Source organism: Phyllobacterium sp. LjRoot231 (genome assembly GCF_964253365.1).
Lineage (GTDB): Bacteria > Pseudomonadota > Alphaproteobacteria > Rhizobiales > Rhizobiaceae > Phyllobacterium.
In genome coordinates this window covers 148,810-162,602 of the sequence record NZ_CAXUQT020000003.1, presented here as the reverse complement: position 1 = coordinate 162,602, position 13,793 = coordinate 148,810, and the positions used below count along the sequence as shown (strand labels likewise).

General features: G+C 60.8%; 7 protein-coding genes and 3 pseudogenes. 7 read left to right on the top strand and 3 right to left on the bottom strand.

Going from position 1 to position 13,793, the window contains the following annotated elements; translation table 11 throughout:
* Window positions 1-62: 62 nt before the first annotated feature.
* From ACSQ3H_RS26785 to ACSQ3H_RS26770, 4 genes are all read left to right on the top strand, one after another.
* Window positions 63-449, top strand: coding sequence for a hypothetical protein (locus ACSQ3H_RS26785; protein WP_436120138.1), 387 nt, complete (start codon window positions 63-65; stop codon window positions 447-449).
* A 364-nt stretch (window positions 450-813) separates the two neighbouring features.
* Entirely contained in the window at window positions 814-6,291 is a 5,478-nt protein-coding gene (locus ACSQ3H_RS26780; protein ID WP_436120137.1) for a DUF5801 repeats-in-toxin domain-containing protein, read from the top strand.
* A gap of 93 nt (window positions 6,292-6,384) precedes the next feature.
* The gene (locus ACSQ3H_RS26775; RefSeq protein ID WP_436120416.1) at window positions 6,385-8,115 is read left to right on the top strand and encodes a type I secretion system permease/ATPase; all 1,731 of its coding nucleotides are present in this window, start codon (window positions 6,385-6,387) and stop codon (window positions 8,113-8,115) included.
* Complete coding sequence (locus ACSQ3H_RS26770) at window positions 8,112-9,461, top strand: HlyD family type I secretion periplasmic adaptor subunit (protein WP_436120136.1); 1,350 nt, start codon at window positions 8,112-8,114, stop codon at window positions 9,459-9,461. Before ACSQ3H_RS26775 ends, ACSQ3H_RS26770 begins: the two co-directional genes overlap by 4 nt.
* Window positions 9,462-9,694: 233 nt before the next feature.
* Here ACSQ3H_RS26770 and ACSQ3H_RS26765 read toward each other — a convergent pair.
* A pseudogene (locus tag ACSQ3H_RS26765) lies at window positions 9,695-9,994 on the bottom strand (IS5/IS1182 family transposase); the annotation flags it as partial.
* A gap of 73 nt (window positions 9,995-10,067) precedes the next feature.
* Between ACSQ3H_RS26765 and ACSQ3H_RS26760 the strand changes: the two are divergent.
* Window positions 10,068-10,163: pseudogene (locus tag ACSQ3H_RS26760) on the top strand (IS6 family transposase); the annotation flags it as partial.
* Between the two features lie 291 nt (window positions 10,164-10,454).
* Here ACSQ3H_RS26760 and ACSQ3H_RS26755 read toward each other — a convergent pair.
* Both ACSQ3H_RS26755 and ACSQ3H_RS26750 read right to left on the bottom strand, forming a co-directional pair.
* Window positions 10,455-10,921: pseudogene (locus tag ACSQ3H_RS26755) on the bottom strand (IS5 family transposase); the annotation flags it as partial.
* A 144-nt stretch (window positions 10,922-11,065) separates the two neighbouring features.
* A complete protein-coding gene (locus ACSQ3H_RS26750) occupies window positions 11,066-11,743 on the bottom strand; it encodes a peroxiredoxin-like family protein (protein WP_436120135.1) in 678 nt (225 codons plus the stop codon).
* A gap of 193 nt (window positions 11,744-11,936) precedes the next feature.
* Between ACSQ3H_RS26750 and ACSQ3H_RS26745 the strand changes: the two genes are divergently transcribed.
* Window positions 11,937-12,842, top strand: a complete 906-nt coding sequence (locus tag ACSQ3H_RS26745) for a LysR substrate-binding domain-containing protein (RefSeq protein WP_436120134.1) — start codon at window positions 11,937-11,939, stop codon at window positions 12,840-12,842.
* Between the two features lie 190 nt (window positions 12,843-13,032).
* Entirely contained in the window at window positions 13,033-13,770 is a 738-nt protein-coding gene (locus ACSQ3H_RS26740) for an SDR family NAD(P)-dependent oxidoreductase (protein WP_436120133.1), read from the top strand.
* The last annotated feature ends 23 nt before the right edge of the window (window positions 13,771-13,793 follow it).

The window sequence follows — 13,793 nt, the reverse complement described above, 5'->3', positions numbered from 1 at the left end:
CCATCCACTTATGCCAAACTCCCTGAGCCAAAGTTAATGTGACAAGCCCGCTGACGAGCAAGGTGTCCACGAAACTTGCTGAACCACGTGTCTCCGCTCGCTGGCTCGCCAGGACCATCCATGTGTACGCCGATCCAGAGGGGATATGGCGAGTATTCGCACGTCTGACAACGTTTGCGACTTCACGACGGGATTCGTCGAAACGTCAGAACTGGCGCAGCGGCCGAACACGTCACCTGACCAGGAGGAAGTACGATGTTACGCAAAACCCCAATCAGCATTTTGGCAGCCGCAGGAACGATCGCCGCGAGCCTGTGCGCTTGGGTTCCGGCCGCTTCAAGCGGATCACTGGAGCCGATAGCAGGCCAAACCAGTATCTGCCGATCCAGAGTATCAGCTATGAATTCGGTTCGAAATCCATGAGTGGTTATTTCGACTCCACCTTCTAAATACAATTGGCTACCTGCATTGTCAATGAATTCGTAGTATAGTGTAAAGTCGAGGAGAAATTCGCGCGTTGGCGCGAGGGGTGGCCATGATCTTCATAGATTGCCGTCGAATTTTACCAGCTCTCTCTTGCACTGTCTGAGGAATTAATCTTCGACGTTGTTATTAGAGCAACCTCTAGATATGGCCATTCAACTTAATACTATTGAACTGAGAATGGACGCGCGCTCTCGATCGGCGAGACAATAGTAGTCAATTGAGAGCCGTAAATTCAATGCGCAAGGGGGGTAGACCCGGGCGGGTGCATTTCGGCATCTGGGGGCTGGATCCCTTTTCTTAATTCATTTTAAATCGAGGAGAATCTCCATGGCACTCGACATCACAACTCAAGACATCATCATCGACGAGACCACCGGCCTTCAGGACGATGATGTTAACCCATCCGTTTTGCCGCACAGCACCAACGCCACGCTGCAATATCTGCTAAGTCTCGACGATGCGGGCGGGCTGACCTCACCGGAGGTCGCCTTCCAGACCAACTTCGTGCAGGCCACGGCGAGCGCGGGGGAAACCATCACCTCGGTCGTTCTCACGCAGAACGCCTCCGGGACCCCGTTTTCCACCACTGTCGGCGTGAACAGCAACATTCAGACGGTCGATGGCAATTATGTCTGGCTGTTCCAAGACCCAACTCATCCAACCGTCGTGATCGGCGTCATTGGTACCTCTGACCCGCTCGCCGAGCCCGATGAGAACGGGCCGCTCGCGTTCTCGTTCGCCCTGATCAACACCAGCGCCACCAATGGGGACCTGTATACGGTCGAGTACGTGCCGTTGCTCCATCCGATCGCGACCGACCCGGACGACCGCATCGATCTGACTGATAAGGTGTTCGCCTCGGTCACGGGGACCTCCACGGTCAGTTTCACCGGTGAGAATGCCCATCCCGGCAGTAATGAATTCAACCTGCTCAGTTCGCCCGATGACGCTTCCAAGCAGTTGCTGGTGACGGGGCTTGTGCGGTCCTCCCAACTCGACCCCAACAGCGCGCTGGTCAACAGCGAGTGCAACGTGAGCCAGCAAGGCTTTGGCGTCGATAACCAGAGCATCCAACCGGACACCGATGGGCAGAATCAACCTCTAGGACGTGAAGTGCTGCAGATCGATTTTGTGACCGGCGGTACGCCCAGCGCAGGTGATGGCGCGGACATCGCGTACGGCAGCCATCTCGAAAACATCACGCAGGCTGGCTTCATAATCAACCAACTCACGCCTTCGCAAGGGGCGGGGCGGGCGGACATCAGCATCAGCGCCTTCAACGTTCAGGGCAACGAGCAAGGCTCGGACTTCTTCAACGGCAGTCCGACCAACCCCGTGGACATCACCAGCCTCACGTTGACGGGTGCGTCAGCGTTGTCCACCATCACCGCCGATGGCACCTATGCCACGCCAAGCGGCAACGTCACCGTCACCGGGCTCAGCGGGACCGGGAACAAAGTCACCATCACCGGGCTCGATAACACCACCACCGTCGATATCACCACCAGCGGCTTTATGGATCGACTGCATATTGAGTCGGTCGATTCGAATGAAGGGATCGACATCACCGAGGTCCATTTCTCGGCGCAAAACACCAACGCCCACACCGAAGAGGTCGGCTCCTTCATCAACTTTGACGACGACGGGCCGACGATGACGGCAATCGGTGTCCCACCGGAGCTCACGGTGGACGAGACCAACTTGTTGGGCGACGACAGCGCGAATTTCTCGACTTTCTTCTCCTCGAATGCCGGTGCAGATGGCGACGCCATCAGCTATGCGCTCGGCATCAGTCCGGTCACGAACGATAGCGGCCTCACCGACACCGCAACCGGCCAGTCCGTCCTGCTTTTCCTGGAAGGTGGCAACGTGGTCGGTCGCGCCGGTTCAGCCGCTGGCGCGGTCGTGTTCACGGTCAGCGTCAGCGCCGCTGGCGTCGTGACTCTCGACCAGGCTCGGGCGATTGTTCACGCGGACGCCACTAACCCGGACGACAGCAGGACCTTGGCTGCTGCCGACCTCGTTACCCTGACGGCGACCATCACCGACGGTGACGGGGATCAGGCCTCGGCCACCCACAACATCGGTCAGAACCTTAACTTCGAGGACGACGGCCCGAGCATTTCGACAACCGGCACGGAGCCGACGCTGACCGTCGACGAGACGGTTCTTGCGACCAACGACACGCAGAGCTTTGCGGCCAACTTCAGCTCGGCCTTCGGCGCCGACGGGGCCGGCACGCTGACCTACGCGCTTGGCGTGACGGCAGGCGCAACCGGTATCGTCGACACGGCGACCGGTGAGGCGGTCGTCCTCTCGGTCAATGGCAGCGGCGTCGTTGAAGGCCGCACCGCCACCACCAACGCCCTCGTGTTCACGGTCTCCGTCAGCGCCGCGGGCAGCGTCACCCTCGATCAGATCCGGGCGGTGGTCCATCCGAACGCCAACGACCCCGACGACAGCACGACCCTGGCTGCGGACAACCTGGTCCAGCTCACCGCGACCATCACCGACAAGGACGGTGACCACCAATCGGCCACCCTCGACATCGGCCAGAACCTTAACTTCGAGGACGACGGGCCGAGCATTTCGACAACCGGCACGGAGCCGACGCTGACCGTCGACGAGACGGTTCTTGCGACCAACGCCACGGAGAGCTTTGCGGCCAACTTCAGCTCGGCCTTCGGCGCCGACGGGGCCGGCACGCTGACCTACGCGCTTGGCGTGACGGCAGGCGCAACCGGTATCGTCGACACATTGACCGGTGAGGCGGTCGTCCTCTCGGTCAATGGCAGCGGCGTCGTTGAAGGCCGCACCGCCACCACCAACGCCCTCGTGTTCACGGTCTCCGTCAGCGCCGCGGGCAGCGTCACCCTCGATCAGATCCGGGCGGTGGTCCATCCGAACGCCAACGACCCCGACGACAGCACGACCCTGGCTGCGGACAACCTGGTCCAGCTCACCGCGACCATCACCGACAAGGACGGTGACCACCAATCGGCCACCCTCGACATCGGCCAGAACCTTAACTTCGAGGACGACGGGCCGAGCATTTCGACAACCGGCACGGAGCCGACGCTGACCGTCGACGAGACGGTTCTTGCGACCAACGCCACGGAGAGCTTTGCGGCCAACTTCAGCTCGGCCTTCGGCGCCGACGGGGCCGGCACGCTGACCTACGCGCTTGGCGTGACGGCAGGCGCAACCGGTATCGTCGACACGGCGACCGGTGAGGCGGTCGTCCTCTCGGTCAATGGCAGCGGCGTCGTTGAAGGCCGCACCGCCACCACCAACGCCCTCGTGTTCACGGTCTCCGTCAGCGCCGCGGGCAGCGTCACCCTCGATCAGATCCGGGCGGTGGTCCATCCGAACGCCAACGACCCCGACGACAGCACGACCCTGGCTGCGGACAACCTGGTCCAGCTCACCGCGACCATCACCGACAAGGACGGTGACCACCAATCGGCCACCCTCGACATCGGCCAGAACCTTAACTTCGAGGACGACGGGCCGAGCATTTCGACAACCGGCACGGAGCCGACGCTGACCGTCGACGAGACGGTTCTTGCGACCAACGCCACGGAGAGCTTTGCGGCCAACTTCAGCTCGGCCTTCGGCGCCGACGGGGCCGGCACGCTGACCTACGCGCTTGGCGTGACGGCAGGCGCAACCGGTATCGTCGACACATTGACCGGTGAGGCGGTCGTCCTCTCGGTCAATGGCAGCGGCGTCGTTGAAGGCCGCACCGCCACCACCAACGCCCTCGTGTTCACGGTCTCCGTCAGCGCCGCGGGCAGCGTCACCCTCGATCAGATCCGGGCGGTGGTCCATCCGAACGCCAACGACCCCGACGACAGCACGACCCTGGCTGCGGACAACCTGGTCCAGCTCACCGCGACCATCACCGACAAGGACGGTGACCACCAATCGGCCACCCTCGACATCGGCCAGAACCTTAACTTCGAGGACGACGGGCCGAGCATTTCGACAACCGGCACGGAGCCGACGCTGACCGTCGACGAGACGGTTCTTGCGACCAACGCCACGGAGAGCTTTGCGGCCAACTTCAGCTCGGCCTTCGGCGCCGACGGGGCCGGCACGCTGACCTACGCGCTTGGCGTGACGGCAGGCGCAACCGGTATCGTCGACACATTGACCGGTGAGGCGGTCGTCCTCTCGGTCAATGGCAGCGGCGTCGTTGAAGGCCGCACCGCCACCACCAACGCCCTCGTGTTCACGGTCTCCGTCAGCGCCGCGGGCAGCGTCACCCTCGATCAGATCCGGGCGGTGGTCCATCCGAACGCCAACGACCCCGACGACAGCACGACCCTGGCTGCGGACAACCTGGTCCAGCTCACCGCGACCATCACCGACAAGGACGGTGACCACCAATCGGCCACCCTCGACATCGGCCGGAACCTCGTCTTCGAGGACGACGGGCCGACGATCACGGTGCCGTTCGACGGTGACCAGAGCGTCGGCAACGGTAACGGGACCCACGAGACTCTGGCTAACGCGCTCAACGCGTCGGCCACCGGAGCCTTCGGGTACGACATCGGCGCGGATGCTCACACGGCCGCGTTCTACACGGGCGGCGGTTCTGACTTTGTCGACCAGAATGGCGCGCTTGCTGGCGTCCAGATCGGACTCAGCGGCACGATCACCGGCGGCGGCGGAGGTAATGTCCTCACCCCGAACGTGACGCTCGCGTCGGAGAGTCTCACCTCCGCGACGTTCAACTTCACCTTCACCTACGACAAGGACCCAGCGGCTGGCGTCCAGACGGGCACGGCGGGCGGCACCCTCGTCTTCGACAAGGCTGCCGACACTTATACCGTCAACCTGACCGACCCGCTCGAAGGCTTCAGCTTCGACGTTATCCACACCAGTGAGCTCTTGTCCAAGGAGCCCACGGGCAACACGGGCCACCCGCAGATCGTGGTGGAACGGTTGCAGGCGGATGACCCGAACACGCCGGATGACGAAGACTTCTACGTGCAGTTCACGGGCAACGCGATCAACAACGCCAACCCGTTCCGCTTGACGAACAATGGCGAGGGGTCATCCGCTGACGCCGCGTTCACCGTCGGTGGTCACGAGATGGTGAGTAACAACAATGAAACGTGGGTGTCTGCGACGCAGAGCACCAACGGTGTCGCCGGTGACACGATCCAGAAAGACGAACTGCTCACGTTGCGGTTCTTCAACAGCAACGTCGGTATTCAGACCGAGGCTACCACCCCGACGGCGACCGCCGGCGCCATGGCCATCAAGTTCGACGGCATCGGCAACAGCGAGGACTTGATGCTGATCCTCGACCTGATTGACAAGAACGGTGCCGACAACATCGCCGGCACCGCGGACGACAACTCCACGATCACGCGGGCTGTGTACGTGTCGAACGCCGACATCTTCAAGACGGGTCAGGTCCCGGCCCCGTACAGCAGCGAGTTCACGCTCGACAACAACGACGGCCTCGTGATCATCGAGCAGAACGACTACAACGCAGCCGGCGAAGACTATGTGATGCAGGGTGCCCAGATCATGCAGTCGGGCAACGGGATCACCGGCAACAACGCGGCGATCGACCTGAACAGGACGACCGGCGCTGGCGGCGGCAGCAATGCGACCACCAATCTGGTGAACTTCGACGCCACCGATAACGACGTGCTGAAGATCACGGACATCGCCTTCACCTCGACCGTGACCCAGACGCCGGATGCCAACCTCGACTTCGCCTTCCAAGTGGCGGACGCGGACGCGGACCAGACAGCGATGCAGCACATACTTGTTGACGTCGCATAACACTTGACCAACGGGGGCAGCTAATGCTGCCCCCGTACTACCACCCGCGATCTGTTGCACGAGATGTCATCCCGCACACCAGAGACATAAATGATGAAAACCAACCAACAGCCCGCTGCCCTGCAGGTGGTGATGAAAGAGGCCAGACGCGCCATCCGGCCGCTTATCTGGTTCAGCGGTGGCATCAACGTGCTGATGCTGACCGGGGCGCTTTATATGCTCCAAGTCTACCACCGCGTGTTGTCCAGCCACAGCTTGGAGACGTTGGTGATGCTGTCGCTGATGGCGGCAGCGGCACTCGCGACAATGGCGGGGCTGGAGGTGGTGCGCGGGCGTCTTCTGGCTACCGTCGGATCGTGGATGAACGCGCGGTTGGCGCCAGTCCTCCTGACCGCATCGGTAGAATATGCCGCCTCAGCGCCCGGTCAGGCCAACGCCCGTCCACTGCGCGACCTAGATCAAGTACGGAATTTCTTCACCAGCCCGAGCATCTTCCCGATCCTTGACGCGCCTTGGGCACCGCTATTTTTCGCCGCCATATTCCTCATGCACCCTTGGCTGGGTTGGTTGGCGCTGGGCGGCGGGATCGTACTATTTGCGTTGGCGTTGCTCAACGAATACCTCACACGCAAGCCGTTGACCGAGGCCGCAAGCGCACAGTCGCGGGCATACGTGCAGGCTGAGGCGGCGATCCGCAACGCCGAGGTCGTACAGGCGATGGGCATGTTACAGCCACTGCTGGAGGGCTGGAAGGCGCAGCAGGACGAGGCAAACAAAGGACAAGTTCTTGCTGCCAACCGTGGCGGCGTCATCGCGGCCATCGCGCGTTGTCACCGGCTGGCCCTGCAAATGGCCATACTGGGCCTTGGTGCTTATCTAGTACTTCGGAACGAGGCTTCACCCGGTATCATGATCTCTGCCTCAATCCTGATGGGCCGCGCGTTGTCCCCGGTCGAGCAAGCGATCGGCACATGGAAGGCGACGGTCGGAGCGCGTGCCGCTTACCGGCGTCTCACCGCAGTCGCCGGACAGCACCCGGAGGCCACACCGGTTCTGCCACTGCCACGACCGAAAGGTAAGTTTGAGGCCGACAACCTTGTGCTTGCCCGACAGGGTGGCGAGCATATCCTGAAAGGGATTAACTTCCAGCTCAATCCGGGTGAAGCAATGGCGTTGATCGGCCCGAGCGCGGCCGGTAAGACGAGTCTGGCGCGAATACTGGCCGGTGCTTGGCGTCCATCCGGGGGGCGTGCGTTACTGGACGGCATGGACGTTGCCCAATGGGCGGCGGAGGACCGTGGTCATTATGTCGGTTACTTGCCGCAGGACATCGAGCTCTTCGCCGGTACCGTCTCCCAAAACATCTGCCGCTTCGCGAAGGTCTACCCAGCGGTCTTCAACAATGTGGTCAAGGCCGCGCAGTTGGCGGGAGTTCACGAACTGATCAAAGGACTGCCGAAGGGTTACGCCACCGAGATCGGCGAATCCGGCGCGGTGCTGTCAGGCGGGCAGCGCCAACGCATCGGGTTGGCGCGGGCACTCTACGGCGACCCGGCACTCATTATCTTGGATGAGCCCAATTCTAACCTCGACCGCGAGGGTGAGGACGCATTGATCGCAGCCCTCAGCACGGTCAAGGCGGCGGGCACGACCGTTGTCCTGATCGCGCACCGACCGAACATCATGGAGAAGGTTGACAAGATATTGGTCCTCAACCGGGGCCAACAGGACCTCTTCGGTCCACGTGACTATGTCTTCAATGAACTAGCCGCGCGCATCCGCGAGGTGAGGCAGATGCCAACTATAGTGGCGAACCAAGCATGAAAACGAAAACAGATATGAACGTCGTGCCGTTACCCGTTCCGCCACCCTCCGCACTGGAACCGGTACCCCTGCGTCTCACAGGCGTGACGCTCACCGGGTTCGCGATCATGTTCCTGTTCTTCGGCGTGGCCGGGGGTTGGGCGACGCTGGCACCGTTGGACAGCGCCGCAGTGGCACCGGGCGTTATCAAGGTCGCCGGCGACCGCAAGCTCATCCAGCATCTCGAGGGCGGCATCATCGCGGAGTTGAACGCCGCCAACGGTGATATCGTCAAGGCGGGCAAGGTCCTCATCCGACTCGACAACACACAGGCAAAGGCGCAGCTTGACCTGATCCAGAACCGGATAGCAACGCGTGAGGCGCTGGCCGCGCGTCTCAGGGCTGAGCGTGACGGCAAGGCCGAGATCGAGTTTGATCCGGCGTTGCTCGCAAACGCCGCCACCGCCGCAAAGGACGCGGTGGCCTCACAGCGTGACGTGTTCGCGGCGAAGCACCACAACTTGAAGGACGAGCGGGAAATTCTCAGCCAGCGCCGTCACCAGACCGAGGAAGAGATAACCGGACTGGAGGAGCTTATCGTCACCGAGGACAAGCAGATCGAGGCGATCGAGGGGGAAACCAAAGACCTTGAGAGTCTGCTCAAGAGGGGGCTGACCACCCGCGAGCGGAACCTGTTGCTCAGACGACAACAGCGGGTGGTCGAGGGGGAGCGCGCTACCAACGTCGCGGCAATCGCTCGTGCCAGAAGCGCCATGGCCGAGATTGACATGCAAATCTTGAACCTCAACACTGTGCGGCTGAACGAGGCCGTCGAGGAGTTGAGCAAGGTCGAGGCGGAGTTGTTTGACCTCAGACAGCAGGAGCGTTCCGCCAAGGACGTGCTTACCCGTACCAATGTCGTCGCACCAGTTGAGGGCATCGTCATGGACCTGAAGGTCCACACGGCAGGCGGTGTCGTAAAACCCGGTGAGACATTGATGACAGTCGTGCCGCTCGGACAGCAACTCGTGGTCGAGGCCATGGTCAAACCAGAGGATGTCGAGACGATCGCCCCCGGACAGCCCGCGCGCGTCAGTTTCCCGGCCTTCGCCCGCTACAACCTGCCACCACTCGACGGCGTCGTGGAGATCGTGTCGGCTGACCGCATGGTGGAGGAGCGCAGCGGGGCACCGTATTTCGCCGCGACCGTGTTGATCGACAAGAGCGAACTCGCCAAGCTGGAGGGCCGTAAGCTGCTGCCCGGCATGTCGAGCGAGGCGATGATCCGGACGGGTGCTCGCACCGTGCTTTCTTATCTGGCTGAGCCGATCACGCAGAACTTCCGCCGAGCGATGCGGGAAAAATAGCCATAGGCCGCCCAACGACTTCTTTATCTGACTGGGTCTTGATGACATCTTTGCCCAGAATGCGGGCATTGCGGTCAACGATTTCATTACGCTGACCGACAACAGCCAGATCCAGGCATTTGTTGACGGCGGCGGCAATCCCTTTAACGCCTTCGTGGTCGGCTCCACCAATCCGACGAGGTGTTGGTGCGCGGATATGAAATCGAACGCATTTCGGCCTTTGATGTTGTCGGTTATGCCTGCCTGACTTGATGCCGGACAGACTCCGGGCGTCCACACGCCAGCATGCGGTTGAGAACGATGCAACCGATGGCAACCTCGGTCTGCTGAGCGGCGAACGAACGAGCCCGCAAGCGCGATCCGATCAGTCCCTTGTAACGTCCGATGGCGGTTTCGATCAGAGCACGCTTGCCATAACCGGTGGCCGCCTGCCATTTCAGCCGACCGTCGCTTGCGATTGCGGTAATGTGCTTGTCCCGTTGACCGGGTGGTCCAGTGTCACCGCTTTCCACTGCCGTTGAACGAGGCGTGACGGCCGAAATCTCAATCATTTCTCTTAAACTATGCACCCCAAACTGATGCTTTCCACCTCATTCTGGCTGCAGGCGCGGTATTGCGGTCGATCACACGACGATCCACCGTTGGATTGTTCGTTATTCGCCGTTGTTGCTGGAGCGCTTCAACCGGCGCAAGCGTTGCCTTCAATCCGAATCCATCCCTGGCTGAACAGTTCGCAATCCTCGCCGCATAACTGTTCGGCATCAAGCCTTCAGCACACCTCAACTCAGCCGTTGCAACAGAACCGAGTTCGGGATGCGATCAATCGCGATCTGATCAGGTACGCTGCAGACCGAGGTTGCCATCGGTTGCATCGTTCTCAACCGCATGCTGGCGTGTGGACGCCCGGAGTCTGTCCGGCATCACGTCAGGCAGGCATAACCGACAACATCAAAGGCCGAAATGCGTTCGATTTCATATCCGCGCACCAACGCCCATGAGAGCGGCCCCTCTGTAATCGCTCATCTGCCCTTCGCTCAGCAACATGATCAAAGGTCGGCCCTGGCTGTCGCAAACCGCGTGTAGTTTCGAATTCAGACCACCTTTGGTCCGCGCGATACGTCTGGGAACGTCCCCTTTTTTAGCAGGCTGGCTGCCGTGCGATGTGCTTTCAAATGGGTAGCATCGATCATCGATTGTTCCCGCTTGCCGCGTCTGGCTGTGAGTTCGGCTAAGATACGACCGAACACACCAAGCCTGCTCCATCGGATGAAGCGATTCTAAATCGTCTTATCGGGTCCATATTCCTAGGGCGCGTCGCGCCAGCGCAATCCGTTCCGAATAACGAAGATAATAACACTGATGATCCGGCGGTCGTCCACTCGGGGAATACCGTGCGACAATGGAAAGTATGGCTCAATGCGGCGCATCTGCGCCTCGGACAACAGCATCAAATCACTCATGGCAGCGCCTCCTTGCGCAACCATTGAATCAATCCGTCGATGACGCCGCAAGTGGCAAATGCCACCGGCCCTGTTAGGCCCATTGCGGACATGGCAACCTTCGACCCACTATCTGGTGCACTGCTGCCATGCCAATACGGCATATCAGGCAGCTCGGCTTGCCGCAGCCTCCCGCAATGCCGGCAGCATATCTTCTGGCTCTGGGCGGCGGGTGTAATCCGGATTGACCTCCGCGTAGAGAATGATGCCATCCTGGCCGATGACGTAACGGGCTGGCATTGGCAGCGTCCAGCTCGGATCGTCATTAAAGCTCGGCAAGTCGTTCTTCAGGCTCTGGTAAAGCTCGACGAGATAGTCCGGCAGGTCGAAACGGAGGCCGAAGGCGGCCGCGACGGTTCCCTTGGCGTCCGAAAGAATCGGGAAGGTCAAATTGTTCTGGCGAACCGATTTGCGGCTGTTGGGTGCCGTCTGCGGCGAGATCGCCACCAGGCTTGCACCGAGTTTGTCGAATTCCGGCTTGGCTGCCTCCAGTGCCTGCAGCTCCATATTGCAGTAGGGGCACCAAACGCCGCGGTAGAAGCTCAGGACAAGGGGCCCTTTCTTCAAGAGGTCAACGGAACTTACCGGATTGCCGTCCGGATCGTTCAACATGAACACAGGCGCCTTGTCGCCTGCCTTGCGTGCCCTCTCGGCAGCACCGGAGGCGATCAGTTCGGCGGTCGCTCGGTGCATCGTTTCGATCACTGAAGGGGGGACGTTGTAAGGGGGCTTGCCAGCTTCGAAATCCGCTTTGAAGGCGTCGAGTTTTTCCTGAAGGGTCATAGGTTTTCTCCTTGGATACGGGTGAATGTCGGTGCCGCTGCAGCCGAACGCATGCCAAGGATACGCATCGTTCAACCCCGAAGTAGTCTTGCGCACCGCATAACATTCATTCCATGGTGGAATGGTGCTTCCATGGCGCTCACTGGCTGAATCCTGCGCCATGATATGCCTCGTTTCGAAGGAGGGGTCGCGCTTGGATAGAATGGCAGCAATGGAGACTTTCGTCCGGGTCGTTGAAACCGGGTCTTTCTCGGAGGCTGCCCGACAGTTACACGTCGGCCAGCCGGCAATATCGAAGTCAATCGCGCAGCTCGAGGAACGGCTCGGCGTAAAACTCCTGCTTCGTTCGACACGCGGTCTTACTCCGACCGAAGCAGGAGAGAGCTTCTACGAGCGGGCCAAGCGCGCCATCGAGGAAGCCGACCAGGCTGAACATGCCGCACGTGGCGCTGGGACCAGTCTTTCGGGCCGGTTGCGCGTCAGTGCCGCTCCGACCTTCGCAAGCCTGCACGTCATACCACATCTGCCGGAGTTCCTTGCCCGGCATCCGAACCTCGATATGGAGATCGTTCTCGATGACGAGCAGATCGATCTTATTGGAGAAGGCATAGATATCTCCTTGAGGATGGGCAACTTGCCGGATTCCAGCCTGACGGTCCGCAAGATCGGCCAGTCGCCGCGGATCGTGGTCGCCGCGCCGTCGTATCTCCAGAAAAAGGGCGAACCGAAAATCCCCGGAGAGCTGATCGGTCATGAAAGCGTGATCTATGCCAAAGGCCCAGGGCGGGACGTCTGGCTCTTCAGCAAGGGATCCTCCGAGATTTCGGTCACAGTCAAAGGTCGCGTGAGAGTCTCGGCAGCCGAGGGCGTGCGCTCGGCAGTCCTTGCCGGTATGGGTCTTACTGTCGCCTCCGAGTGGATGTTCACGCCTGAGCTTGCTGCCGGAAGCGTGAAAGCCGTTCTGACGGATTGGACGATCGCGCCGGTCGATTTGTGGGCTGTCTTTCCCGCAGGTCGCGGTGTCAGTGCCAAAGCGCGTGCCTTCGCTGCTTTCGTCGAAGAACAATTGGCTGCTTCAAACGTCTCGCGGGCTATCTAAACGACGGCCCGCTCTTCACCAATGCAAGCACTTTCTGTTCAGCTCATTCCTTGCAGGAATAAGCTCTAGTCGCGCCTGCTATCTACTGCGCTATGCTGGCTCTCCGTACCTTCTCTCATATGATCCGAGACGGATCGTCGTGACCAACCGAACGCCGCGCACACGGCCGGCATACAGAAGGAATGGAACAATGACCAAGAAGCTTCAAGGCAAGGTGGCAGTCATCACGGGCGGCAGTGCCGGCATCGGTCTCGGGACCGCAAAGCATTTCGTCGACGAAGGTGCGCAGGTCTTCATTACCGGCCGCCGTCAATCGGAGCTCGACAAGGCTGTCACCGAGATCGGCGGCAATGTCACGGCGATCCAGGCCGATGCGTCCAGCCTCGCCGATATCGACCGCGTCTATTCAATCGTCAAGCAACGCGCCGGCCGCATCGACGTTCTCTTCGCCAATGCCGGTATTTATGAACTCGGCACATTCGGTGAGATAACCGAAGAACATTTCGACAAGACGTTCAATACCAATGTCCGCGGTCTTCTCTTCACCGTGCAGAAGGCGCTCCCGCTGCTTTCCAAGGGCTCGTCGGTAATCCTCACGGGGTCGATCGCGTCGATAAAGGGCTTCCCGTCCTTCTCCATCTATGACGCCACCAAGGCGGCGATCCGCTCGTTCGCCCGAGGCTGGATCCTCGACCTGAAGGGCCGCGACATCCGTATCAACGTGCTGAGCCCCGGTCATACGGAAACGCCCGGCCTTTCGGTTCTCGCCGATGAGGCTGTACGCGATGCGATGAAGGCGAACGTGCCGCTTGGCCGCATGGGGACGCCGGACGATCTCGCCAAAGCCGCCGTCTTCCTTGCTTCCGACGACAGCAGCTACATCACCGGCATCGAGCTCTTTGTCGACGGCGGTGTCGCCCAGTTCTGACCAAACGGCGGGCATCTCGCCCG

Bases quoted from the DNA above. Each gene is read 5' to 3' on its own strand.
- ACSQ3H_RS26780 (WP_436120137.1), top strand. From the start codon at position 814: ATGGCACTCGACATCACAACTCAAGACATCATCATCGACGAGACCACC.
- ACSQ3H_RS26775 (WP_436120416.1), top strand. From the start codon at position 6,385: ATGAAAACCAACCAACAGCCCGCTGCCCTGCAGGTGGTGATGAAAGAG.
- ACSQ3H_RS26770 (WP_436120136.1), top strand. From the start codon at position 8,112: ATGAAAACGAAAACAGATATGAACGTCGTGCCGTTACCCGTTCCGCCA.
- ACSQ3H_RS26750 (WP_436120135.1), bottom strand. From the start codon at position 11,743: ATGACCCTTCAGGAAAAACTCGACGCCTTCAAAGCGGATTTCGAAGCT.
- ACSQ3H_RS26740 (WP_436120133.1), top strand. From the start codon at position 13,033: ATGACCAAGAAGCTTCAAGGCAAGGTGGCAGTCATCACGGGCGGCAGT.